General features: G+C 42.5%; 28 protein-coding genes (1 of these 28 cut by a window edge). 27 read left to right on the top strand and 1 reads right to left on the bottom strand.

Annotated features, from left to right (window positions below):
• Positions 1 to 120: 120 nt before the first annotated feature.
• The 10 genes from amrA (at position 121) to argH (ending at position 11887) form a co-directional block, all read left to right on the top strand.
• Complete coding sequence (amrA, locus tag CHY_RS10510; protein ID WP_011345150.1) at positions 121 to 1521, top strand: AmmeMemoRadiSam system protein A; 1401 nt, start codon at positions 121 to 123, stop codon at positions 1519 to 1521.
• A gap of 9 nt (positions 1522 to 1530) precedes the next feature.
• Complete coding sequence (gene amrS, locus CHY_RS10505; protein WP_011345149.1) at positions 1531 to 2523, top strand: AmmeMemoRadiSam system radical SAM enzyme; 993 nt, start codon at positions 1531 to 1533, stop codon at positions 2521 to 2523.
• 83 nt (positions 2524 to 2606) lie between these two features.
• Complete coding sequence (locus CHY_RS10500; RefSeq protein WP_011345148.1) at positions 2607 to 3839, top strand: MFS transporter; 1233 nt, start codon at positions 2607 to 2609, stop codon at positions 3837 to 3839.
• A gap of 112 nt (positions 3840 to 3951) precedes the next feature.
• Positions 3952 to 4965: an N-acetyl-gamma-glutamyl-phosphate reductase gene (argC, locus tag CHY_RS10495; protein WP_011345147.1), complete on the top strand. Its 1014-nt coding sequence runs from the start codon at positions 3952 to 3954 to the stop codon at positions 4963 to 4965.
• A gap of 12 nt (positions 4966 to 4977) precedes the next feature.
• Entirely contained in the window at positions 4978 to 6177 is a 1200-nt protein-coding gene (gene argJ, locus CHY_RS10490) for a bifunctional glutamate N-acetyltransferase/amino-acid acetyltransferase ArgJ (protein WP_011345146.1), read from the top strand.
• Positions 6178 to 6191: 14 nt separating this feature from the next.
• Positions 6192 to 7076, top strand: a complete 885-nt coding sequence (gene argB / locus CHY_RS10485) for an acetylglutamate kinase (protein ID WP_011345145.1) — start codon at positions 6192 to 6194, stop codon at positions 7074 to 7076.
• Positions 7077 to 7091: 15 nt separating this feature from the next.
• Entirely contained in the window at positions 7092 to 8288 is a 1197-nt protein-coding gene (locus tag CHY_RS10480) for an acetylornithine transaminase (protein ID WP_011345144.1), read from the top strand.
• A 28-nt stretch (positions 8289 to 8316) separates the two neighbouring features.
• Entirely contained in the window at positions 8317 to 9252 is a 936-nt protein-coding gene (gene argF, locus CHY_RS10475) for an ornithine carbamoyltransferase (RefSeq protein WP_011345143.1), read from the top strand.
• 43 nt (positions 9253 to 9295) lie between these two features.
• Positions 9296 to 10501 carry an argininosuccinate synthase gene (locus CHY_RS10470; RefSeq protein ID WP_011345142.1) on the top strand — a complete coding sequence of 402 codons (1206 nt, stop codon included), beginning with the start codon at positions 9296 to 9298 and terminating at the stop codon, positions 10499 to 10501.
• Between the two features lie 15 nt (positions 10502 to 10516).
• Positions 10517 to 11887, top strand: a complete 1371-nt coding sequence (gene argH, locus CHY_RS10465) for an argininosuccinate lyase (RefSeq protein WP_011345141.1) — start codon at positions 10517 to 10519, stop codon at positions 11885 to 11887.
• A 53-nt stretch (positions 11888 to 11940) separates the two neighbouring features.
• On the opposite strand, the gene CHY_RS10460 is transcribed toward argH, so the two are convergent.
• The gene (locus tag CHY_RS10460) at positions 11941 to 12732 is read right to left on the bottom strand and encodes a hypothetical protein (protein ID WP_011345140.1); all 792 of its coding nucleotides are present in this window, start codon (positions 12730 to 12732) and stop codon (positions 11941 to 11943) included.
• Positions 12733 to 13054: 322 nt separating this feature from the next.
• Here CHY_RS10460 and CHY_RS10455 point away from each other — a divergent pair, with 322 nt between their 5' ends.
• The 17 genes from CHY_RS10455 to CHY_RS10380 form a co-directional block, all read left to right on the top strand.
• Positions 13055 to 13456: a YckD family protein gene (locus CHY_RS10455; protein WP_011345139.1), complete on the top strand. Its 402-nt coding sequence runs from the start codon at positions 13055 to 13057 to the stop codon at positions 13454 to 13456.
• A gap of 451 nt (positions 13457 to 13907) precedes the next feature.
• A complete protein-coding gene (locus CHY_RS10445; protein ID WP_011345136.1) occupies positions 13908 to 14699 on the top strand; it encodes an enoyl-CoA hydratase/isomerase family protein in 792 nt (263 codons plus the stop codon).
• Positions 14700 to 14731: 32 nt separating this feature from the next.
• Positions 14732 to 15640, top strand: coding sequence for a lysine exporter LysO family protein (locus CHY_RS10440; protein ID WP_011345135.1), 909 nt, complete (start codon positions 14732 to 14734; stop codon positions 15638 to 15640).
• Positions 15641 to 15673: 33 nt separating this feature from the next.
• Positions 15674 to 16141 (top strand): zinc ribbon domain-containing protein, encoded by a 468-nt coding sequence (locus CHY_RS10435; RefSeq protein ID WP_011345134.1) that lies wholly within the window; start codon positions 15674 to 15676, stop codon positions 16139 to 16141.
• Positions 16142 to 16143: 2 nt separating this feature from the next.
• On the top strand, positions 16144 to 16617 hold the full coding sequence (locus CHY_RS10430) for a ferritin-like domain-containing protein (protein WP_011345133.1): 474 nt from the start codon (positions 16144 to 16146) through the stop codon (positions 16615 to 16617).
• A gap of 66 nt (positions 16618 to 16683) precedes the next feature.
• Complete coding sequence (locus CHY_RS10425) at positions 16684 to 17352, top strand: SdpI family protein (RefSeq protein ID WP_011345132.1); 669 nt, start codon at positions 16684 to 16686, stop codon at positions 17350 to 17352.
• Between the two features lie 77 nt (positions 17353 to 17429).
• Entirely contained in the window at positions 17430 to 17582 is a 153-nt protein-coding gene (locus CHY_RS13230) for a hypothetical protein (protein ID WP_162485097.1), read from the top strand.
• Entirely contained in the window at positions 17563 to 18012 is a 450-nt protein-coding gene (locus CHY_RS10420; protein WP_041537755.1) for a hypothetical protein, read from the top strand. The genes CHY_RS13230 and CHY_RS10420 overlap by 20 nt, the downstream gene beginning before the upstream one ends.
• Positions 18013 to 18239: 227 nt before the next feature.
• Positions 18240 to 18503, top strand: coding sequence for a hypothetical protein (locus CHY_RS10415; RefSeq protein WP_011345129.1), 264 nt, complete (start codon positions 18240 to 18242; stop codon positions 18501 to 18503).
• A 161-nt stretch (positions 18504 to 18664) separates the two neighbouring features.
• A complete protein-coding gene (locus tag CHY_RS10410) occupies positions 18665 to 19234 on the top strand; it encodes a hypothetical protein (protein ID WP_162485096.1) in 570 nt (189 codons plus the stop codon).
• Positions 19235 to 19334: 100 nt separating this feature from the next.
• A complete protein-coding gene (locus tag CHY_RS13225) occupies positions 19335 to 19499 on the top strand; it encodes a hypothetical protein (RefSeq protein ID WP_162485095.1) in 165 nt (54 codons plus the stop codon).
• Between the two features lie 106 nt (positions 19500 to 19605).
• Positions 19606 to 20271, top strand: a complete 666-nt coding sequence (locus CHY_RS10405; RefSeq protein ID WP_011345126.1) for a YIP1 family protein — start codon at positions 19606 to 19608, stop codon at positions 20269 to 20271.
• Between the two features lie 102 nt (positions 20272 to 20373).
• The gene (locus CHY_RS10400; protein ID WP_041537753.1) at positions 20374 to 21714 is read left to right on the top strand and encodes an IS200/IS605 family accessory protein TnpB-related protein; all 1341 of its coding nucleotides are present in this window, start codon (positions 20374 to 20376) and stop codon (positions 21712 to 21714) included.
• A gap of 151 nt (positions 21715 to 21865) precedes the next feature.
• Positions 21866 to 22903 carry an efflux RND transporter periplasmic adaptor subunit gene (locus tag CHY_RS10395; protein ID WP_011345123.1) on the top strand — a complete coding sequence of 346 codons (1038 nt, stop codon included), beginning with the start codon at positions 21866 to 21868 and terminating at the stop codon, positions 22901 to 22903.
• Positions 22900 to 23598, top strand: coding sequence for an ABC transporter ATP-binding protein (locus CHY_RS10390; RefSeq protein ID WP_011345122.1), 699 nt, complete (start codon positions 22900 to 22902; stop codon positions 23596 to 23598). Before CHY_RS10395 ends, CHY_RS10390 begins: the two co-directional genes overlap by 4 nt.
• Entirely contained in the window at positions 23588 to 24778 is a 1191-nt protein-coding gene (locus CHY_RS10385) for an ABC transporter permease (protein ID WP_011345121.1), read from the top strand. Before CHY_RS10390 ends, CHY_RS10385 begins: the two co-directional genes overlap by 11 nt.
• A 182-nt stretch (positions 24779 to 24960) precedes the next feature.
• Positions 24961 to 25285, top strand: partial view of an ABC transporter substrate-binding protein gene (locus tag CHY_RS10380; RefSeq protein ID WP_011345120.1) — the 5' portion only. 860 nt of this gene lie beyond the right edge of the window; 325 of the gene's 1185 nt are visible here — the first part of the coding sequence; its start codon is at positions 24961 to 24963; its stop codon lies beyond the right edge, outside the window.

Genomic DNA, 25285 nt, shown 5'->3' with positions numbered 1-25285 from the left:
CCTTTGTTTATCCTGTGTTTGCTTTGATTGTGCCGAATACGGCAGTTGCGAACTGTGTGAGGGATATTGCCAGGAACCAAAGGATGTTTGCCCCAGAGAATTTGAAGGGGAGGAATAAAGATGGGTAATCTTTATGGGATCGCAGTACCGCACCCGCCGATAATTCTCCCGGAAATTGGGCGGGGAGAGGAAAAGAAATGTCAAAATACTATTAATGCTTTAAAAGAGCTCAAGGAAAAAATTAAGAAAATAAATCCGGAAACATTAATAGTAATTTCTCCCCATGCTCCGCTTTTCAGCGATGTGGTCGCGGTTAATATTAATGAGAAGCTGAACGGAAATTTCGGAAGTTTTGGTGCACCCCATATCACCTTTTCCTACCAAAATGATCTCGAATTGGTTCAAGCTTTACTTACAGCAGCTAAGCAAGAAGGGCTGGCGGTTGCCGGGATTGATGAGAGCCTGGCTCGAGCAGTGCGGGTTCCCGCTTTTCTCGACCACGGAACAATGGTACCGCTTTATTATTTAGATCCGGAGCAAAAGTATAAACTTGTCGTGATAAGCCAGGGGCTTATACCTTTTTCCGAGATTTACCGTTTGGGCACAATAATTAGAGAAGTAGCTGCAGAACTTAAGCGCAAAATTGTTATCATAGCATCGGGGGATTTATCTCACCGTTTAACTTTGGATGCCCCAGCTGGTTACGATCCTTCAGGGCGTTACTTTGACCGGCTGATGGTAGATATTTTTACCCATGGTGACCCTTGGGAACTTTTAACTATTGATAAAAGCTTTGCCGAGCAAGCAGGAGAGTGCGGTCTTCGTTCCTTTATTATGTTATTTGGTGCTTTTGAAGGATATCAGGTAAGAAGCAGGGTGCTTAGCTACGAAGGGCCTTTTGGGGTCGGTTATATGGTGGCGGAAGTCGAAGCCCGGGGGGAAGATAAAGAGCGCTACTTTTATCCTAAATTAATTGCCAAAAAACAGGAGGAAATAAAAAAGCGCCGGGAAAAGGAGTCGCCCTATGTGCGGCTTGCCCGGGAGGCTTTGGAAACTTACGTACGTACCGGTAAAACCATAACTCCGCCGGATCCACTACCGGAGATTTTTAAGCGGAAAGCGGGGGTCTTTGTTTCCATTAAAAAAGACGGAGAACTGCGGGGATGTATCGGTACGATAGCGCCTGCCACCGAAAACTTGGCAGAAGAGATTATCAGAAACAGTTTGGAAGCCGGACTACATGATCCGCGATTTGAGCCGGTGGAAGAACACGAATTGGATGAACTCACCTACTCGGTGGATATTCTTTATCCTCCCGAAGAAGTTAGGGATTTATCGGAATTAGACCCCAAAAAATACGGAGTGATAGTTTCTAAAGGATTTCGTCGCGGGCTATTACTTCCCAATTTAGAAGGCGTGGATACGGTAGAAAAACAGCTTGCAATTGCCAAAAGAAAAGCAGGGATAGCGCCGGACGAGCCGGTGAAAATTGAAAGGTTTTTGGTAGAGCGGTATTTTTGAGGTGGCCTTATGAAAGAAGCTGTTTTTTACGAGGTAATAGGGGATTCTTTAGTTCAATGCCGTCTTTGTCCGCACCGTTGCCGCATTGCAGACGGTAAAACCGGGCGCTGTCGGGTGAGAAAGAACGTAAACGGGCGATTGTATTCCTTAAACTTCGGGAAAATAACTGCTATAAATATAGATCCTATCGAAAAAAAGCCGCTTTACCACTTTTATCCTGGAAGTACTATCCTTTCCGTAGGAACTTTTGGCTGTAATTTTCGTTGCGGTTTTTGTCAAAACTATGAAATATCCCAAATTGCCGAAACCGGTGAAAAACTTCTACCGGAAGATTTGGTAAAACTTGCTCAAAGATATAAATCTCAAGAAATGATTGGGGTCGCTTATACTTATTCGGAGCCCGTAGTCTGGTATGAATACATAGAGGCTTCAGCTCCTTTAATTAAAGAGCTTGGTTTTAAAACCGTTTTGGTAACTAACGGTTTTATCAATAAAGAACCTTTAAAAAAAATTTTACCTTTTATTGATGCTCTCAATATCGACTTAAAAGGGATAACCGAGGAGTATTACCGTGATATTTGTCAGGGGAGCGTTACTCCGGTTTTAGAGGCTATTGAAACATCCAAAGCTTTTGGAGCCCATGTCGAAGTTACTACGTTGCTCGTTCCAGGGCTTAATGATGCGCCCGAACAGATTGAGGAATTGGCAAAGTTTTTAGCAAATTTGGACCGGGATATTCCTTTGCACTTTTCCCGGTACTTTCCGCGTTATAAGTTTAACTTACCGCCTACCCCGGTGGAAAGTTTAATCCGGGCCCGGGAGATAGCAAGGAAATATCTAAACTACGTTTACCTTGGCAATTTGCCCGATGCTTCCAATGATACTTTTTGTCCTCATTGTGGGGCATTATTAATTCGGCGGGATTATTTTGGGGTGGATACTCCTGGACTTTCAGGAGATACCTGCCGGCAATGTAAAAATAAAGTTAAAATTATTCTTTAGGGAAGGATTTTTTATGGATAAAGTTGTATTAATTAATAATAAACTTTGATTATATGAAAAACTTTACAACGTTGGAGTAGACTATGAAGGAACAGTCTTTGATTAAATCCTTTATTACTGCAGGAAAAAGTGCAAAAAAATTTTTAATATCCCAGCTATTTGTGAATTTTGGTTATGGTGTTTACCAGGTGTTATTTAATTTATACTTAAAGCAACTGGGCCTGGGGATGGATGTTGCTGGTCAGGTGGTGGCAGCAAGTTCTTTGGCCCAGGCGTTATTTATGATTCCGGCGGGTTATATCGGCGACCGGTACGGACGGCGCCGCTTTATTTTCTGGGGAAGTTTTGTTGCTGGAATAATGCTTATTTTCCAAGGAATCTTTGAAAAACCCGGATTAATTATTTTGGCGGCTTTTCTTTTTGGGTTGGGATTTTCGGTATTAGTGGTAAATGGTGTGCCTTATTTATCAGAAGTTTCCCTACCGGGAGAAGAAGTAAAATTAATAGGGCTTCACTATTCTTCAATTATGATCGCTTCAATGCTCGGCAATTTTGCAGGCGGAATGTTATCCGACCTTTTATCCGGAATGCTATCCCTTAAAGCCAGCTACCGGGCCTCGCTAATTTCAGGGGCTTTAATTTTTTTGGCGGGAAATTTATTTTTAACCCATTTGGAAAAGGGTCGCAAGTTAGAGATAAAAGATGATTTTTGGGCAACAATTAAAGGAATATCTGCGGATACTGAAGAATTTTCAGTGTTTAGAACAATTTTTATTTTTTCGCTTTTAATTGGTACCGGCTCGGGTCTCTTTATGCCCTATTTAAACCTGTATTTTGCAAACCGTTTTGGAGTTTCCAATACTTTTATTGGCCTTATTTTAGCCGGAGCCCAGGGGTTAACATCTTTAGCTATGGTAATGGGAACTAAAGTTTCCCGCAGGTTTGGTTTGGTGCGGGCGTTTGTTTTCTTTAACCTAATATCCTTACCGTTTGCCGTTTATTTGGGATATGTGCCCTACCTATCTTGGGCGGTACTTGTGTTACTAACGCGCCACGCTTTAATGAATGCGGGGACTCCCTTGTTTCAAGCATTAAACGTGTTGATAGTGGATCCGTCCCGGAAGGGACTTATTTTAAGTTTAAATCAAGCTACTTTTTCTTTGGGCTGGGCTATTGGGGGACCTATTAGTACGATTTTTTACCGGCTTGGCGGTTATCCGTTAATTTTTTGGGTGGTAGCAATATTGTATTGTTTGGGTACGCTTTGGTATTATTATGAGTTTAGGAAATATTCGTACCTTGGGAAAGCGAGTTAAGGGAAAGGATTATTCCGGAAAGAAACTTTCCGGAATTTTTTTTAGCAAAAATATTGCATAAATATACAAAAGTATGTAATATTATAAATATATCGGAAAAGGAGGGGCAGCTTTGAAAGTTGCAGTGGTTGGTGCTACCGGTTATACCGGTGCTGAACTGATCAGGTTATTATCTATGCATCCGGAAGTTACCGGGCTCTTCCTCTTTAGCCGGGGAGAAGAGGTGGAAGTGGAGAAGCATTTTCTCGGCCTTGGTTTCGCCGGCAAGGTGAAGCCTTTAGAAGAACTCTCAGGCTTTAATCCTGATTTTGCTTTTTTAGCTTTACCTCACGGAGAGAGTGGCCGTTATGCTCAAGAATTAATCCGACGAGGGGTCCGGGTTATCGATTTGTCGGCGGATTTTCGCCTTCCTCTGGAAGTTTACGATAAATGGTACGGGCCGCATCCGGCTCCCGAACTTTTGGAAATAGCAGTATATGGTCTTACGGAATATTTTTCCGAAAAAATAAAAACTGCCAGGCTTATAGCCAATCCAGGCTGCTATCCAACGGCGTTTTTGCTGGCGGTTCTTCCTTTAGCCGAAAAGGATTTGCTTCAAGGTGTAATCATTAGCGATATGAAATCGGGAGTAACGGGTGCCGGGAGAGCGGCTAAAAGAGAAACGCTTTTTGGGGAAGTAGCGGAAAACTTTCGCCCTTACGGAGTTGGAGGTAAACATCGACATCTACCGGAAATGGAAAATTTCTTAAATATGTTTGCGAAAGGCTTAAGAGTTATTTTTACCCCTCACCTGGTTCCTATGAAAAGAGGAATTTTGGGGACTATTTATCTGAATCTTACTACGGATGTTTCTTTGGAAGAGTTAAGAAAGATTTACCTGGCAAAATACCAGGACAAACCTTTTATAAAAATCCTTCCGGACGGCCAGTTACCGGAAACCCGGGCGGTTTACGGAACCAATAATGCTTTAATTGCCGTTAATAAGGAGCCGGGAGGAATGGTTATCGTGACCGTTGCCATTGACAACCTGGGCAAAGGGGCTGCGGGGCAGGCGGTGCAAAATATGAATTTGATGGCCGGACTTGACGAAACCTGCGGACTTAAAAATACGGGAATTTACTTTTAGGAGGGAGTTAAAATGAAGAAAATTCAAGGTGGAGTTACCGCACCCGAAGGTTTTTTGGCGGCCGGGGTTCATGCGGGGATAAAAAAGAGCAAAAAAGATGTAGCGGTGATTTTTTCCGAAAAACCGGCGGTAGGGGCTGCGGTTTTCACGACCAATAAAGTGAAGGCAGCACCAATACTTTTATCTATGGAAAATATCAAAGACCAGCTTATTTCAGCCATTGTAGTCAATAGCGGCAATGCCAACGCCTGTACTGGCGAAGAGGGAATGCTGGCTGCCCGCCAGATGCTTGATGAAACAGGAAAATGCCTGGGAATACCTATTTCGCAGATTCTGGTGGCTTCTACCGGGGTAATCGGCGTGCCGCTTCCTGTTAATAAGGTGCTTAATGGAATAAGGATGGCCTGCCAGGCTTTATCCAGGGAGGGAAGCGGAGCTGCGGCGGAAGCGATTATGACCACCGATACGGTTCCCAAAGAAATTGCGGTAGAATTTGAAGTTTACGGGAAGACGGTGAAGGTCGGTGGTATAGCTAAAGGTTCAGGAATGATTCACCCTAACATGGCGACAATGCTGGCGTTTATTACCACCGATATTGGTATGGAAAAAGAGCTTTTACAGGAAACATTGCGGGAAGTGGTAGACGAAAGCTTTAATATGATTTCGGTGGATGGCGATTCCAGTACCAACGATATGGTGGCGGTTTTAGCCAATGGACTTTCTGGGGTCTGGGTAGAAAGTAAAGAGGAAGAAGCTTACTTAAAATTTAAGAATGCTCTGGAATACGTGGCAATTTGTTTGGCAAAAGCTATTGCCCGGGACGGGGAAGGAGCGACCCGGCTTATCGAGGTACGGGTGGTTAACGCTGAAAGCCTTCAGAAAGCCCGGAAAATTGCGCGAACAGTTACCTCTTCTAACCTCTTTAAAGCAGCGGTTTTTGGGGAAGATGCTAACTGGGGACGGATAATTACTGCGGTTGGGTATGCCGGAGAAGAAATAACGGTGGAGAAAATCGATATTTACCTGGGTAAGGTAAAAGTATTGCAAAAGGGAGTGCCCCTTCCTTTTTCGGAGGAGGAGGCTAAAGAAGAATTAGCTCGCGAGGAAGTAATAGTAACCATTGATTTAAACGAAGGCGATGCAAATGCGGTAGCCTGGGGTTGTGATTTAACCTACGATTACGTGAAAATCAATGCCAGTTACCGGACTTAGAAGGTGGGAAAAAGATGGAAAAATACTTGGAAAAAACTAAAGTTTTAATAGAAGCTCTTCCCTATATTAAAAAGTTTTACGGCAAGACAATAGTCATTAAATACGGCGGTCATGCCATGGTCAGTGACCAGTTAAAAGAAGCGGTTATTAATGATTTAGTATTGATGAAGTTTGTGGGGATTAACCCGGTGGTAGTACACGGCGGTGGCCCGGAAATCAGCCGCATGTTAAATAAGCTAAACATAAAGTCAAACTTCATAAATGGGTTGAGGGTTACCGACGAAGCTACCTTAGAAGTAGTGGAAATGGTGCTGGTGGGAAAGGTCAATAAAGAGATTGTTGGACTTATTGAAAAAGCCGGAGGCAAAGCGGTGGGCCTTTCGGGAAAGGATGCGGGGCTTATAAAAGCCCATAAAAAACTTGCGAAAAATCCGGAGCCCACGGGGGAAGAGTACCTTGATCTCGGTTATGTAGGGGAAATTTCGGAGGTAAATCCGGAAATTCTCTTAACTTTAATTGATAAAGGCTACATTCCGGTAGTTGCGCCGGTGGGCTCCAATGGTAGCGGGGAATTTTATAACATAAACGCCGATGAAGTGGCGGCGGAGGTAGCAGTAGCTTTAAAAGCCGACAAACTGATTGTTTTAACCGATACTCCCGGAATTTTGCTTAATGAAAAGGACGAAAATTCTCTCCTTTCCAAGGCCACTATTGCTGAAGTGAAAGAGCTAATTAACCGGGGAGTAATCCGCGGCGGGATGATTCCCAAAGCCGAAAGTGCCATAAGCGCTATAAAGCGGGGCGTTGGTTCGGTGCACATTATCGATGGCCGTATTGCCCATTCATTGCTATTAGAAATTTTCACCGATGCTGGGGTGGGCACAATGCTCACTCCCTGAAAATGGGAGGTAGCGATGGAGTACAAGGAGCTCATTGAAAAGGAAAGTAAATACTTAATGCAAACTTACCGGCGAAAACCGGTTTATTTGGTTTCCGGTAAGGGTTCCTATGTTTACGATGATGCGGGGAATAAATACCTGGATTTGGTTGCGGGCATTGCGGTAAATACCCTGGGTTATGCTCATCCCAAGTTAACGGCAGCGGTCGAAACGGCGGTTAAAACTTTACACCATACCAGTAACTTATTTTACACCCGGCCCCAGGTGGAACTGGCCCAAAAGCTTGTGGAAAATTCTCCCTTTGACCGGGTATTTTTTGCCAATTCCGGGGCGGAAGCGGTGGAAGGGGCCATAAAGCTTGCCCGCAAATACTGGTGGCAAAAAGGGGAAGAAAAATACGAAATTATTTCTGCCGTTAACTCTTTCCATGGAAGAACCATGGGGGCCCTTTCGGCTACCGGTCAGGAAAAATACCAGAAACCTTTTCGCCCTTTGGTGCCCGGTTTTGTTTACGTGCCCTATAATGATTTGAATGCCCTGGAAAAAGCTCTAACTTCCAAAACTGCAGCGGTTATTTTAGAGCCGGTGCAGGGGGAGTCGGGAGTAAATCCGGCTGACCCCGCGTATTTGCAAAAAGTAGCAGAACTTTGCCGGGAAAAAAATATCTTGCTTATCTTTGATGAAGTACAGACGGGGGTTGGCCGGACGGGCAAATTATTTGCTTTTGAACACTTCGGGGTGGTGCCGGATATCATTACCCTGGCCAAAGGCCTTGCCGGAGGAGTACCCATTGGGGCGGTGTTGGCCAAAGAAGAAGTGGCCAAGGCTTTTGAGCCGGGGGACCATGCTTCGACCTTCGGGGGAAATCCCCTGGCCTGTACCGCAGCTTTGGCCGTTCTTGAAGAAGTTTTAGCGCCGGGATTTTTAGAGGAGGTTTTGGATAAAGGTAAGTTATTTTATACCCTCTTAGCGGATGCACCGGGTATCAAAGAAGTGCGGGGATACGGACTTATGCTGGGAATTGAGCTGAATTTCCCGGGAGCAGGCCGGGTTTCTGAAATACTTTTAGCCAAAGGAGTGTTAATAAATAACGTTGGGGAGTGGATTTTAAGGATTGTACCTCCGCTAATAATTACCCGGGAAGAAATCCGGGAAGCTTCGGAAAAAATTTTGCTGGCCGTAAAGGAGGCGGGCGTAGATGGAGCTTTATGATTTCGCCTTTGCCGAGAAATTAGAAAAGATGATAGCATCCTACCGGGGACGGGATTTTCTTTCAATGAACGATTTGACCGGGGAGGAGATAGAGGAAGTATTGGATTTAGCTTCGGAATTAAAAATCCGGCAAAAAAAGGGAATTTCGACTCCGATTTTAAAAGGGAAAACCTTGGCGATGATTTTTAGCAAAAATTCCACCCGGACCAGGGTTTCCTTTGAAGTTGGTATGGTGCAGTTAGGAGGATATCCTCTTTTTATAACCGCTACCGACTCGCAATTAAGCCGGGGTGAACCGATTGCCGATACTGCCCGGGTCTTATCCCGGATGGTGGATGGTATTATGATTCGCACCTACAGTCATAGCGAAGTAGAAGAACTGGCCTACTATGCCGATGTGCCGGTTATTAACGGTCTTACCGATTACGAACATCCCTGTCAAATCATGGCGGATTTACTGACAATTAAAGAACATAAGGGGCAGTTAAGAGGTTTAAAGGTGGCCTGGGTAGGGGATGGCAACAACGTCTGCCATTCGTTAATGATTGGTGCAGCCAAGGTAGGTATGGAAGTGGCCGTGGCAACCCCACCGGGATATGAACCGGATCAAAAAGTAAGTTTAATTGCCCAAAAGGAAACCAGCAGGTGGGGAACAAAATTATTATTAACCCACGATCCGGTGGAAGCGGTTACCGGTGCCGATGTGGTGGTAACCGATGTTTGGGCTTCGATGGGGCAGGAGGCGGAAAGTGCTGAGCGGGTTAAAGTCTTTGAACCCTATCAGGTTAACGGTGAACTGGTAAGCCATGCCAAGCAGGACTTTATCTTCCTCCACTGCCTGCCTGCCCACCGGGGTGAAGAAGTGACCGCCGAAGTGATCGATGGTGAACATTCGGTGGTCTTTGCTGAGGCGGAAAACCGGCTGCACGCCCAAAAGGCTATCTTGACTTTACTCTTAGGATAATTTAGGATTTAATGCGTATAAAAATACAACGGGAGGTATAAATATGGCGGAAAAAGTAGTTTTGGCTTATTCCGGTGGCCTGGATACCTCGATTATCATTCCCTGGCTTAAAGAAAATTACGGTTACGAAGTCATTGCCATGGTGGCCGATGTGGGCCAGGGGGAAGAATTAGAGCCTTTAAGGGAAAAGGCGATTAAAAGCGGCGCTGCCAAAATATATATTGAAGATGTTAAGGAAGAGTTTGTCCGGGATTTTGTTTTTCCCATGCTGAAAGCAGGAGCGGTGTACGAAAATAAATACCTTCTGGGAACTTCGGTAGCCCGTCCGCTTATTGCTAAAAAGTTGGTGGAGATAGCGGAAAAGGAAGGGGCGGTGGCGGTAGCTCACGGGGCAACCGGTAAGGGTAACGACCAGGTACGTTTTGAACTTACCGTTAAAGCGTTAAATCCGGATTTAAAAATCATCGCTCCCTGGCGGGAATGGGAGATAAAATCCCGGGAAGATGCCATTGATTATGCCGAAAAGAGAGGGATTCCGGTACCGGTTACCAAGAAGCAGCCTTACAGCATGGATAGAAACCTCTGGCATCTTTCCCACGAAGGGGGTATTTTAGAAGACCCGGCCGTTGAACCGCCGGAAGATGTGCTCCTACTTACCAACCCTCCGGAAAAAGCACCGGACCAGCCGGAGTATGTAGAAATAGAGTTTGTTAAAGGAGAACCGGTAGCGGTAAACGGGGAAAAACTTTCGCCGGTGGAATTAATTTTTAAGCTTAATGAGCTTGGCGGAAAGCACGGAATTGGTATTGCCGACATGGTGGAAAACCGTTTGGTGGGTATGAAATCCCGGGGAGTATACGAAACTCCCGGAGGGACCATTTTAACCTTTGCTCACCGGGAGTTAGAGAGCTTAACTTTAGACCGGCAGACCATGCACTTTAAACAGATGGTAGCCTTAAAGTATGCCGAACTTATTTACGATGGCTTATGGTTTACGCCTCTAAGGGAAGCTCTGGAAGCTTTTGTGGACAAAACCCAGGAAACGGTTACAGGAAAAGTCAGAGTTAAGCTTTACAAAGGAAATATTTACCCGGCCGGTATAACTTCTCCTTACTCCCTTTATGTTAAAGATTTAGCTACCTTTGGTGAAGATAACCTCTATAACCAGAAGGATGCCGAAGGATTTATTAATTTATTTGGTCTTCCACTTAAAGTAAGGGCTATGACCCAGAAACCATACCAGAAGTAGGTAAAGGAGAGGAAAATGAAGCTCTGGGGTGGACGCTTTGAAAAGGATACCGACCGGGAAATGCGGGATTTTCATGCCTCAATCCACTTTGACTGGCGGCTTTACGAAGAAGATATCAGGGGGAGCATTGCCCATGTGACGATGCTGGCCCGGCAGGGTATAATCACCAATGAGGAAAAAGAGAAAATTATTGGGGCACTTACAGAAATTTTAGAGGAGATAAAAGCCGGTAAGGTGGATTTTTCCCCTGAAGCCGAAGACATTCACCTGAATATTGAAACGCTATTAATTAAGAAAATCGGGGACGTGGGGAAAAAAGTTCACACCGGTCGTAGCCGTAACGACCAGGTGGCTTTAGACACCCGGCTTTATGTAAAGAAAGAAGGTACGGCTATTATTGCTCTTATAAAAGAGCTCCAGGAAACTTTAATTAATCTGGCCGAAGGGCATTTAAACACTATCATGCCCGGTTATACTCACCTGCAGCGGGCGCAGCCGGTGACCCTGGCCCATCATCTTTTGGCATATTTCTGGATGTTTGACCGGGACCGAAGCCGTTTTTACGATTGTTTAAAACGGGCTGATAGGTCGCCGCTGGGAGCCGGAGCACTGGCCGGTACCACCTTACCTTTAGACCGGGAGTTTGTTTCCGAACTTTTAGGTTTTAATGGTGTCTGTGAAAATAGTCTTGATGCGGTATCGGACCGGGACTATATCTTAGAATTTCTCTTTGCGGCGGCCACTACGATGATGCATTTAAGCCGCTTTTCCGAAGAAATTGTTCTTTGGAATAGCAAAGAATTTTCCTTTGTGGAAATTGATGACCGGTATGCTACCGGCTCTTCCATGATGCCCCAAAAGAAAAATCCCGATGCTGCCGAACTTATCCGGGGTAAAACCGGCAGGGTATACGGCAATCTAATGGCGGTATTAACGATGATGAAAGGTTTGCCCTTAGCTTATAACAAGGATATGCAGGAAGATAAGGAGCCGCTTTTTGATACCGTCGATACCTTAAAGGGAAGTTTAAGGGTTTTTACTGGAATGCTGAAAACAATTAAATTTAACCAGGGGGCTATGTATAAGGCGGCTTTAAAAGGATTTCTTAATGCTACCGACTTGGCCGAATACCTGGTGGAAAAAGGAGTTCCTTTTAGAGAAGCTCACAGGATTACTGGAGAACTGGTGTTAAAAGCCGAAAAAACTGGAAGGGAACTGTTGGAGCTTTCCTTGGATGAGCTTAAAGAGATGTCGCCATTAATCGAAGAGGATATTTACGAAAAGCTTAAAATTGAAAATGTCTTAGCTAAAAGGAAGCTTTTCGGGGGGCCTGCCCCTCAGGCGGTAATTGAACAGTTAAGACAAGCCCGGGAAGCATTAGCATAAAAACCACCCGCGCGGGTGGTTTTTTTTGGCAATTTAAAGACCGAAAGTGGCTTTTAAAAGTTTTTGCGCTTTAGTATATGGCATTCCACGAGAAAGTGATTCCCCGGTATTTCCCAGTGCCAGTAGGTAGGTGGGACAGCATCTGCTAAAGGAGACTCTTCAATTAGCTGATCGTAGAGCCTGGAAGTTCTCCGGATATAAAGTCTGGGCCATTTAACTGCTTCTTCCGGGGGATAATCGTGCAGCGGATGGTCAACGGTAAAAATTGCTCGACCGTCATCCTTTAAAAGCCGGGAAATTAATTTGAGATGTTGACGAAAAAGACGGTCTCTTAAGAATTCCAACAAATCATGGATGGAATAAAAGCCGGCCATGAAATCGGCTGCTTTTAACGGATAAATTATCTGCGTAATAACACCGGCGGATACAACCAAATCAAAGCTCTGTTCGAATCCTTCGGGGAGTTTTGGATTATCGTTTACCGCTTTTAAGGCATTTAGAAGTGTGTCCAAGGAAGTATCCCGGATTACCAGTTGAATATTGGCTAAAATACCGGTTAAATCAAATTCTAAAATTTTAATTTTTTCCGGGTAAATGGGTTTTTGCCTTTGTAATCCCAGCTCCATTGCCGTTACATCAATATCGAGAAGAAAAGTTTGGTCGAAGGTTTTACTGAGCTCATTTAAATCTATGTCATTGCAATTTCCTGCACCCAGGATAATAGCCCGTCCGGAAGATTTTGCCTTTAAGATTTCGGCCATCAGTTTTTCCCGGTGGGGAGTATATTCGTTAAAAAAGTTTCGAGTATCTTCATTGGCGATTTCTTGAAGCTTTTTGTAAAACATCAATTCTCACCTTGTAATGGGACTTTTTTAAAAATATTTTAAAATTTTTTGCGTACTTTTGGCAAAGATTATTTTTTTAAATCATATGATGAAATCTAATTAGGTTAACTTTAGCCTTTCCTACTCTCTTCGTAACCCTGAGGTAATATTTTTGGCTGTTGTTTTAATTATTACGGGTGGTTACTATTAGGTTCAGCGCTTAATGTTTCGGTAGTTTACCGGATACTGTTTTCTGTAACAAAATCGTAACAAATTCGGCACGGTTTGCTAAAGATTCGGTGGTAAATTTAGAAGCAGGAAATGAAAAACGGGAGGTGAAATAATGAAGAAAAAACTTTTGGCAGGTTTAATAGTGGTTTTATTATTGGTGGTGGCCGTTCCGGCAATTGCTGCAGTCACCAATCCCCAGCTGGATGAACTTAAAAGTTTATACCAGCAAATGGCTGAAATTCAGAAAAAGATGGTGGATGTGCGGGTGAAAGCGGGTCTTCTCACCAAAGAGCAAGGTGAAGTGATTAAAAAGAACATCGATGCAAGGCTTGACTATCTTGAGAAAAATCCTGCTGCTATTACTCCCGGACCTGGTGGTTATGGCTTTGGACCTGGAGCTGCCTGTCCCAACGCTTTAGCTGGCTATGGTGGCTGCGGATTTGGAGGCGGCTTTGGTGGCTGCGGATTTGGCGGCGGTGCTTATGCTCCAACTACCCCTCCGGCAACCAATTAGTTTATCAGGTGAGGAGCTTTCCTGAAAGGAAGGCTCCTTTTTGTATGTTTAATAAAAAACCCGCCAATTTTGGCGGGAAGATTCGGGTTGTGTACATTAAGAAAAAGAAACGTTAAACTAAGGAAGCTTGCAGTGCATATTGTATACCAAAAACATCATAAATACCAGAGGGTTTTGGTAAAGTTTTTGTTAAAGTACGCTGAAAAGCAGGGGCCAAGCGCAAAAGTTTTAATGGTTTTTATTTATCAGGGCGAGAATTTCATAATAAAAAATTGTCATCGGTGGCACCTCCTGCTCTAAGTATATTGTATACAAAAAATCATTCAAAAACAAGTGCTCTCATTCACAAAAAGTGTTAAGGAAAAGTTAAAAGTTTTGCCTAAAAAGTTTGAAAATTATTCACAAACCCCTTATAATAATGAGGAAAATATGAGCAAAGGGGAATGAGGAAGTGGGCAACACGGTACTTTTTGAACAAAACGGCAAAGTTGGGATTATCACTTTAAACCGGCCGGAAGCGGTTAATGCCATTAATGAAGAAATGCAGGTGGAAATGGCCGAAATTCTCCTTCAGGTTAAAAATAACGAAAATATACGAGCGGTGGTCTTAACCGGTGCCGGTCCCGGTTTTTGTGCCGGTGGCGATGTGAAAAGGATGCTTTCTAATTTTGCCAAAACGCCGGCAGACCAGCGGGTTACTTTAATGGAAAATTTAGTTCACAACTGGCTTACCCTTCTGATAAATATGGAGAAGCCGGTAATATCGGCAGTTCATGGCTATGCCGTTGGGGCAGGACTTAGTATTGCTTTGGCTACCGATATTATTATTGCTGCCCGGTCAACGATTTTTTCCCTGGCTTTTGCCCAGGTAGGGCTTTTGCCGGATTTATCGGGGCTGTTTTTCTTAGCCCGGACTCTGGGGGTACACCGGGCGAAAGAGCTAATCTTTACTGCCGACCGGTTTTCAGCTGAAAAAGCTTATGAATTAGGGCTTGTAAACCGGGTGGTGGATGATGACCTTTATTTGGATGAGGCGATGAATTTAGCGAAGCAGTTAGCCGATGGTCCTACCCGGGCATACGGCTATGCGAAAAAGCTTTTGCATTTAGCTACATCACTGGACTTAAACACCTTCTTTGAATACGAGCGGCTTTATCAGTCTTTAGTGGCGGAAACCGAAGACTTTCGGGAAGGGGTTAATGCCTTTATTGAAAAAAGACCTCCCAAGTTTAAAGGAAGATAAACTAAAAATTTATAAGGGCGGGGGATTAGGCATTGTTTTATATTGCTTTACCGCTTGTTTTATTTTCTTTTGGATTTTTTCTGGGATATTTTAAGTGGTCTTCTTTTTTAAACCGCTTACTTATAAAAATGTTTAGTCTTTCTTTATTTGTCCTTCTTTTTGTGATTGGAGCAAAACTTGCTACCAACCAGGAAGTTTTAAAAAACCTTATGGTTCTTGGGCTTAAAAGTTTTGGAATTATGCTTTTTGCTGCCTTAGGGAGTATGCTTTTAATTTACCTTTTTGAAAGAAAAGCCAAAGTAGAAGTAGCTGAAGAAAATCTTTCCCAAACTCACGATGACCTTAAATTTGTAGGCTTACTGGTTTTAACGGTGGTTTTAGGAGGAGTAGGGGGAGCATATCTTTTACCGGAAAAATTTCTTAACCTAAGTGACAGGATCATTACTTTTGCCCTTGCTTTTTTGTACCTGGGAACCGGTGTAAGTTTTGGTGGGGACCGGGAGCTCATAAAAAAGGTTCGCGAAAAAGGGGTAAAAATAATTTCCTTTCCTCTATTAGCTCTTTTAGGAAGCATTCTTGGGGGAATGGCTTTTGCCCTGATATTTAATATAAATCCTGGAATTTCTGTCTCTTCGGCTGCAGGCATGGGGTTTTACAGCGTAACCACTGCCATTTTAGCCAAAAACCTGGGGATTGAAGCCGGGACAATTGGATTTTTAGCCAATGTTTTACGGGAGTTATTTACTATCCTCTTAACCCCGTTATTAGCACGCCTTTTTCCGTACTTTCCGCTTGCGGTGGCCGGAGCTACTTCCATGGATACCACCTTGGGAGTAATTACCCGGGTTCAGGGACCCTATTACGGGGCTATCGCCCTTTTATCAGGGACGGTATTAACAATAATTGTGCCAATAATTCTGCCTTTTTTAACCCTGCTTTAGAGGTAAGCATTTACCTTAAGGGGGAGTTTACAGATGGTTTCTAAATCTTCACCCCTTTGCCCTTACTGCGGTTTTTTAAATGAAGAAGAAGTTAAAATTTGCAAAAACTGTGGCAATAACCTTGATCTAAACCAGGTAATCATTGACCCGGCGGCTGCGATGTGGCAAGGGGTACATGTTAGCCGGCGGCTTTTGGATAAACCTTTATCCAGCAAGCCGGGGGTTATTATAGGATTTATCTTTATGGGGATACTGTGGCTTATTGTTTGTATTTTTACTTTTTCCCAGTTTATTAAAAGCTTTAGAGAAATGATCGCCGCAGGGGAATCGATAGAAATTATCTTAAGTGAAGGATTTAACGGCCTTTTGTTCTTGGGGTTTACGGTTCTTATCACTTATTTTTGGTTAAAAGTGGCGAAAAAATATTTACCGGTAAGAATAAAAAGGGATTTACAGAAAAATGAAGAATATAATCTAAAAAAGGAATTCAGGAGGTTTTAAAAATGCATATAGGAAAACTTAGTTTAGGAGAAGTTTTAGAATTTGCCGTAAGTGTGGAAAGAAACGGCCTTGCCATGTACCGCCAGTTTGCGGTTACCTTTGCCGGAACGGAGCTGGAAAAACTGTTTGATGAGCTGGCCGATGAAGAAGTAAAGCACGAGGAAGATTTTAAAAGGATGTTTGGTGATGTCAAAGCGGAAAACCTGCCGGAGACCTACTTTGATGAGTACCGGGAATATATAGAAAGTATCGTTAATCTTCATCTCTTTCAGGATAAAAAGGTCGAAGAAATAGCATCCAAAATTACCGATGCCAACGAAGCTTTAAAATTTGCTTTGGAGTTTGAAAAAGATAGTTTGTTGTTTTTCCTGGAACTTAAAAATTTAGTTGATGATAAAGATAAAGCGATGGTCGATAAATTAATAAACGAAGAACGGGGACACGTATTGAAGCTAAGTAAAAAGCTTATTTCTTAAAATTTTCGGCAGCAGGAATGTTAACCTTTCCTGCTGTTTATTTTTTCACCTAAAGGAGGGCGAAATATGAAATTTACCTTGAAAAATTTTCTCCGTTATTACTGGTTTTCTTTGCTAATCCTCATCGCCATTTTTGGCGTAAGTTTTTACTTATATCCAATGCTTCCGTCTAAAATACCGACCCACTGGAATTTATACGGGGAGGTTGACGGCTGGAGTTCTAAAGGTTTTGGGGTTTGGTTTTTACCCTTTTTTACCCTGGGGTTATTTCTCTTATTTATAGTTATTCCCTTTATTGACCCCCGGCGGGAAAATTACGAAAAGTTTTTTGGGGTTTATGTTTTATTTATTAATGGCTTTTTATTATTCATGGGGGTTATGCAGGTAGCTATACTTTTCGCAGGCCTTGGCTACAAAGTACCGATCGGGGAACTCGTACCTGTTGGTATAGGTTTTATCTTTGCCCTAATCGGTCTTACCATGGGGAAAATAAAGTCAAACTATTTTTTTGGCATCCGTACCCCCTGGACGTTAGAAAGCCCTACGGTCTGGGAAAAAACCCATAAAGCTTCTGGCAAATTTTTTATAGCTTCCGGAATCATAATGGCTTTGGCTGCCTTTTTACCGCCGATGGTGGAGTTATTAATGTTTATTTTACTGCCCCTTTTTACCACGGTAGCGGTAATGGTTTATTCCTATCAGCTTTACGAGCAGGAAAAAAAGAATAAAAGTTAAGGAAAAGTAAATTTAAAATTGCCCTGGGGTAGGAAATACCGAAAAGTTTGATTATAAAAAGGGAGGGCTATTTTGATGTGAATAATAAAATTATTAGACGGAAAAAAACTAAATTTAAAATAATAATTACATTTTTTTTAATATTAGCTTTATTATCATTAACCGGTTGTAAAAATAATCAAAATGATGAAATGCGCAGACTTGAGACCATTGAAAAAGAAATTTTTTAATTTGGAGTTACGTTTAAGTAATGTCGAAAGTCTTTTATATGACGCATATTATCAATATCTTGATGAGATTAAACTGCTTAAAAAGCAAATTAAGGAAATTTCCGTATATGATATCAATAAAAATACTCCGGTAGATGCAGTAAAGGCTTATCTGGAAGCTGAACTTCGAGGTGATTGGCAAAAAGCATACCGGTTGCTGAACGTACCACCTGAAGTATCTTATGCTGACTTTAAAAGAGCTTTGGATAATGCAAGGCTTATTAACTATAAAATTGGCAGTTTTGAAATAAAAGATGCAAGGATGGCCTTTGTTAAAGTTTCCGACACTCATAGATTTAAGAGTGGGCATACTGTAACTTTCGAAAATAGATATTGGCGGGTTGTAAAGGTCAATGGGGTTTGGAAAGTAGATTGGCTTGCGGCGCAGTAAGAAAAAACCTATTAATTGATGGCGGTATGACCAGGAAGATGATCTATGAGCCATAAAAAACCATTTTCATTTGGCCTTTTATGACATAATTTTTTTGTTGTCTGTAAGGCTGCAGGATTTCTTATGTTCCTGGCGGCTATTTTATAGCCAGCGGTAAAGCCGTTAATTGTGTTAATGGTTTCGCGGTTATAGCTTTCTTAAAGGGAACTAATACAGGGGGAATTCAGGTGAATTACCTGTTATTGGTTTTTGTTTCTTTAATAATTACTCCTGTTGCGTACTTAATCGGATATCGCTTAAGACCGGTGATTCCAGAAAGAAAAAGGCTATCAGTAGGATTTATGCTACCTGTTATCGTTTTAATTGTAATAGGTATAGTAGACTTTTTATTTTTTCAATCCCCTAAAATTACTCAAACAGGCATTGGTACTGCTATCGCTGTAGGTTTTCCCCTGGGTTTGGCTGGACCGCCGTTTACAAAAAATAACTAAGTTAAAAATTATTTAAAGTTAAAGGAATTTATTATAAAAGGTGGAAAAAAGTAATTGGTGGTGTTATGTTGCCGGATAATGAAAATAAAAAAGTCTTTACTAATACCAAAAAGAGTCACCAATTAAGACAGTTCGTATGGGCCTTACAGGTGATAGTGACTGTGGAAATTTTAATAGTGGGAATTGCTATTTATATGATGATGACTAAAAATTGGCTATTTTACCTGGTACTTGCTCTAATGCTAGCGTTATATCTTTATGTTTCAAACTTAAACCGTCTAATGCTTGGGTCGGCGCATGTTTTAACTCCTGATGAACTTATTATTTGTCTGGGTCCGAGGTTTAAATGCCGTTTGCCGCTTTCGTTGGTGATGGAGGCTAGGGCGGTATCTTTGGCTTCAGCTCCTCAGGGAGATTTATTAAATGTAAGTGTTTACCGGGAAGGTGAGCGGCTGTATTGTCTTTCACGCAATAGTGATGTCATCCAATTAAACCTTTCGGAGCCAATTATGGTTAAAGCCCCATCTTCTGGTCCTGATAAAAGCCGGCGGGGGTTTGTCCGAGAAATTTTAATTAACGCCGATGAACCGGAACGGTTTTTAGAAACCATTACAAAGATTGTCCGCCCGGAGAAAGAATTAGACCAAATTAAGTCCCGCCAGGATACGCTTAAATCCGTCCAGGATAAAACCCGGCAAATAATATTTCTTATAACTCCAAATCTTAAATAAAATAAAACCCCAATTCTGGAAATTAAACATTTAACCAAATATTACGGTGATTACCCGGTGGTTTTGGATTTAAACTTGGAGGTGTATCCCGGGGAGATTTTTGGCTTTCTTGGAGCTAATGGGGCCATGGGGAGGGATTTTAGTTGCTTTTTATTTTATTGTTAGTTTAACTCCTTGGCCGGGGGCTGTTTTAGGAGTTGTTGTTGCGGGAATTTTGGGGGTGGCTATGACCGGGTTTTTCGTAAAACGAAGACATAGCTTATAGATTATGACAGGATAGGAGGTGGTAATTGGCCTTTAGAAAACCCCAGGGTATGGTAAAAGACCTTTAAGGAAAAAAGGAAAAGTTAAAAGCAAAGGAGTGGAGGAATATGGGCTTAACTAATTTAATTAAAGTCATTTATGCTCCCGGAGAAGTTTTTCAGGAAGAATGGCAGAAAACAAATTTTTGGTTAAGCGGAATTATCATTGCAGTGTTAAATGTGTTTGCGGCATGGCTTAGCATGCCAGTTATGCTTGAAACCATGAAAAAAATGTTAGTAGATAAAATACCGCCGGAACAACTTACCGTCGCCCTTCAAGGGGCAAAGATTAGCGGGTTAATTGGAGCTGGAATAACACCGTTTCTTATCTGGCTTTTAATTGGGCTGGTTTTATCTTTATACTCCCAGTTTGCGGGAGTAGAAGGGAAAATGGGGCTTTATTTAAAAATTGCGGTTTTAAGCTGGGTACCGATTTTATTGGGGAATATTATCCGGAACGGACTTGTTTACTATATGAAGCCTGAAAATTATCTTGATGTAAAAACTTCGTTTTTATTACTTTTGCCGGGAGAAGTAAAGATGGATTTTATCCACATATTTCTGTCTAAAATTGACTTTTTTACCCTTTGGGGTATAGTATTGTTAGGCTATGGTTACGGGAAAGCTTTTAATACCGATACTAAAAAAAGCATCGCTTTTTGGTTAATAATTTTTATTTTAATTTCAATTATAAGCGCGTTTTTTGGCGGACAAAGTTTACAGAAAATGGCTTAGGAGGCAGCAACAGTTAAGACAAACAATGCAGAATAGTGCAATAATACTTACTCAGCAAGGGATAAAGTTTAATTGTACAAAATCGTAAGTGTGGTGAAAGCCGTGAAGCAAGTCATAACAATACAGGCACGGTTATTTCCAAGGGCAGAGGAGAAAGAGGTAGTAGATAACTTAATGCGAAAGTGGAACTCCTGCAAGAGATATGCCTATAACCGCCTGCTTGAAGGAAAAGCCCGAAAAGAACTGAAGAAAGAACTGCAAAGCCTCTTTGGATTGAATTCCAGATATGCAGACGATGCTATACTTGAAGCTAACGAAATTTTACAAAGTATCAGAGAACTTGGAGAAAACCCACGCAAGGTTATCTTTGGCGGGAAAGTGTTGTTTTATAGACTAAAAAGCAAGCATTTAAGCAGTAAGCAAAGGCAAAAGTACAAAAAAGAGTGGGAAGATAAACGCAAAGGAACTCTTTTCTCCAGAGGGGATAAAACCAAACAGGGGAACTTAAATTTAAGAGTTATCGAAGAAAAAGGTCAATTTTTTCTAAGGATAAATACAGGCAACAGGAAATGGCTGTTTATCCAGCTTAAAAGTTCTCATAAGAAATGGAGAAAGTTTGCAGAAGCAATGCTAAATTCCTGTCCTTACAGCGTTCGTCTGCAGAGGAAAAACAATAAATACTATGCTTACATTTCTTTTGAAGAAGACCTTCCTGATGTATCGATAGATTTCAGCCATGGAGCTATCGGGATAGACTTAAATGCTTTTCCATCCCACATCGCCTGGGCTGAAATAAAGAAAGATGGCAATTTAGAAAGCTTAGGAGAAATCCCCACACCGCATCTCTGGGACGGGAGAAAAGAGAAAAGGGATTACTTTGCGTGGGTGTACGCCAACGAAATTGTAAAATTAGCCCTTAAGAAAAACAAAGGCATTGTAATGGAAAAGTTAGCGATAAAAGACAAAGGCTACCGGGGAGATTACAAGGGAAGAAAATCCAGAAGGGTAAAGCACGGTTTTAGCTATAGAAAGCTTATTGCCAGAATAAAGATACTTGCCAAAAGGTACGGGGTAGCCATAAGAGAAGTAAGTCCGGCTTATACAAGCGTGATAGGAATGTTAAAGTATGCACCGCAGTTTAATTTAACCAAAGATACAGCAGCAGCCTATGTGATAGCCCGAAGAGGGTTGGCTTTAAGGGAGAAAATTCCCTTGAAGTATAGAGAGCTTTTGAAAAGCCTGCAAAGCGAGTCACGGTCGGTATCTACATTAACCGAAGGAAGGAATGAAGGTACTGCGGTAAAGGGGAAAACCTTACCGTACAAACCGTGGCGAGTTTTGCGGGTAGCCCTCCTGACCGGAGCTCTCCTGGACAGGCCATTATATCGTGACCTGTCACCGCTGAAGAGGATGCTCGTAAGCGGTATGGGAGAAGGTGGCTGAAAGGCCACGGCCAGTTCCTGCTTCTTGGGGCAGGGGCTATGGCTGTCCCAAATACCGCCAGTTGGGGCTGGGACAGTCTGAAAGGCGGACAACAAATACCCCAACCTTCTAAACTGATGCAGTTTTGCACAGTTTGGATGACCAGGGCGTTATGAAGAAAAAAATATTAGCTATAGTTGTAATCGTCTTGTTTATTGGCGGGGTTGCAGGCTTAAATGTTGTTAAAATTAAAAAAAATCCGGGAATAGCCGTTAAGACTACCAAGGTAGCCGAAGGGGATATTGTCAAATATGCTTTTGCTGAAGGTACGATTGAACCTAAAACAACGGAAAACATCTATGTTTATACACCGGGCACGGTAAAAGAGGTCCTGGTAAAACCTGGGCAAAAGGTAAAGGCGGGGCAGGTGGTTTTAAAACTTGACGATACTGAGTTAAAAAATCAGTTAAAAGAAGCCGAAAACCAGGTAGAATTACTTGAAGTCCAGCTAAGTGATGCCAAAAAAGCAGAAAAACTTCCGGGGATGAACCAAACCTCTACCAAAAGCTTGGAAGTCCAGCTAAAGTCGGCCCGCGATCGGGTAGAGATGTTAAAGGAGAAAATTGCCCAGACCCAGCTTAAAACTAAGCTTTCGGGGGTAGTCTTAGCGGTAAATGTGGAAGCGGGACAAACCGCCAATCCTGGTGTTCCGGTAATTGTGGTGGGGGATTTATCAGGTTTTAAGGTAAAAGGAAGGGTAAACCAATTTGATGCTGCCTTAATTTCCCCGGGGCAAAAATTTACTGCCCAAGCGGAAGGTTTGGAGCGGGAGTATACCGGGATAATTGAAACGGTAGAACCGCAGGCGGTAAAGACGGTATCGGCCCAGGGGGAAGAGATTAAAGTAGGGTTTAACGGTAAAATCACCGGGGATATTACAGGGCTAAAGCCAGGCTATAAAGTAGACTTAAAAATCGAAGCGGGGCGGAAAAACGGAGTTTTAACCCTTCCCTTAGAAACAATCGTGGAGAGGGATACGAAGAAATATGTGTTTATAGTGGTGGGAGATAAGGTAAAACTTCAAGAAGTAAAGCTGGGGCTTAGCGATGATTTAAAAGCCCAAGTTTTATCCGGAGTCAAAAAAGGTGACCTGGTAGTTGTAAACCCGCCGGCTGAGCTAAAAGATGGGGATAAGGTGAAAGTTAAATGATTCGGGTCGAAAACTTAACCAAAGGCTATCTTCTCGGTAAAAATCGGGTAGAAGTTTTAAAAAACATTAACTTTACCGTAAGCGCAGGCGAGTTTGTGGCCATCATGGGACCGTCGGGTTCGGGTAAATCTACCTTAATGAATATTCTGGGGTGCTTGGACCGTCCGGATAGCGGAAAATACTATTTAGACGGGGTAGATGTAGGAAGTCTATCCGATAATGAGCTGGCGGAAATCCGAAACCGAAAAATTGGCTTTGTGTTTCAAAACTTTTATCTTCTGCCGCGGGAAAACGTCTTAAAAAATGTCGAACTACCTCTTCTCTATCAAGGAGTAAAACCTGGAATAAGGAAAGAAAAAGCAATTGAAGCTCTAAGAAAGGTTGGACTTTCCCATCGTTTAGAGCATAAGCCCAATGAAATCTCCGGCGGTGAGCGTCAAAGGGTGGCCATTGCCCGGGCGTTAGTTACCAATCCTTTATTAATTTTAGCCGATGAACCAACGGGAAACTTAGATACTAAATCCAGTACGGAAATTATGAATATTTTAACCGGCTTAAACCAGGAAGGGGTAACAATTATTTTGGTCACCCACGAACCGGATGTGGCTTCCTTTGCTAAAAGGTTAATTAGAATTCGTGATGGCGAAATTGTCGAAGACCGGGCAATAGAGAGGGGGCAAGGCGTTGGAGCTTAAAGAGAGTTTAAGGGTTGCGCTTTCTTCCCTATGGGCCAACAAAATGCGCTCTTTTTTAACTGCCCTTGGGGTAATTATTGGTGTGATGGCGGTGGTGGCGGTGCTGTCCATCGGTCAGGGGGGGAAAGAAGCAACTCTCGGGCAGATGAAAAGTATTGGTTCCAACCTGTTTTTCATGTACGCCAAAACCATTGGCCAGGAAACCTTGCGTCCGGATCAACGTTTGTCGTTAGATGACGTCCGCGCGGTAGAAGCGGGGGCCCCGGCAGTGAAAAGAATAGTTCCTTCCGGCTATGATATGGCCAAAGGAGCTTCTGGCAGCAAAAAAATTGACTTAATTGTGGTGGGGACGATTCCCGAGTATAAAGAGGTGCGGAATATTCAGTTAGTTAACGGTAGATTTTTAATTGAGGAAGATGTTAAGTATTTTCGCAAAGTAGCCGTAATTGATGAAAAAGGAGCAAAAGAACTTTTTGGTACCGCGGATGCTACCGGAAAAACCATTAAAATCAGAGGTTTACCTTTTACCGTGGTGGGTGTTTCTAAAACCGAAACCTTAAGCTTTAATATGGGAATGCCCAATTACCGGATATATCTCCCGCTTACTTCCTGGCAGCGGCTTTTTAATACTACCAGGGTAGATCAGTTAGAAGGGGAAGCGGTATCGGCCGATAAGGTTAAGGAAGCTATTGAACAAACCAAGCGCATATTAAATAAACGCCACCGAACGGAAGATTTATACGAAGGATTTAACATGGAAGAACAGCTGCAGGTGGCCAATAAAGTGCTGGGATTAGTTACCCTTATCATAAGCTCTATTGCCGGGATTTCCTTATTTGTTGGCGGAATTGGGGTTATGAATATCATGTTAGTATCGGTAACGGAGCGAACCAAGGAAATTGGGATACGCAAAGCCATTGGAGCCAAAAGACGGGATATATTAATCCAATTTCTAATTGAAGCGCTCCTTTTATGTTTGCTTGGCGGGATTATTGGATTAATCCTGGGGGTGATAATTGCTTTTGTTGTGGCAAAAATTGCCGGCTGGCCGTTTATTGTGAGCTGGTGGAGCATGGTTTTGGCCGTATTTTTCTCGACGCTGGTAGGAGTGGTATTTGGTATATATCCTGCCAATAAGGCAGCTAAACTTGATCCCATTGAAGCTTTGAGGTATGAATAGATAAACTCGAAGATGTTTCGGGTATTATGTATACTTCTTGCAAATACTGGACAGAAAATTATGTTATAAGCTAAAATTATTTTTAAAATTAAATAAATTTTGAAGAATGGAGGGATGGTAGGAGCAAGATAGGCTTGTTGTTTGTTTTTTTAAATATATAAAAGTTTACGGGAGGATGGAAGATGAAGAGAAAAGGATTTACAACTTTATTATTGGTTTCCTTGCTGGCGTTTTTGTTAGTTTTTACGTCGGCATGTGGGACTAAATCTACCGGGGAAAAGAAAAGTGAGGATGTAATCAAGATTGGTGTAAACTTAGAGCTTTCGGGTAATGTGGCTTCCTTTGGTCAATCTGCCTTGAACGGGTTTACCCTTGCCCTGGATGAAATCAATGCTGCCGGGGGCATAAACGGCAAAAAGCTCGAAATTATCAAGTATGACAATAAGTCAGATAACACCGAAGCGGCATCGGTGGCCACCCGTTTAATTACCCAGGATAAAGTACCAA

The sequence above is a fragment of the Carboxydothermus hydrogenoformans Z-2901 genome (assembly GCF_000012865.1).
Classification (GTDB): Bacteria; Bacillota; Z-2901; order Carboxydothermales; family Carboxydothermaceae; genus Carboxydothermus; species Carboxydothermus hydrogenoformans.
This window is presented reverse-complemented; position numbering and strand designations above follow the sequence as displayed.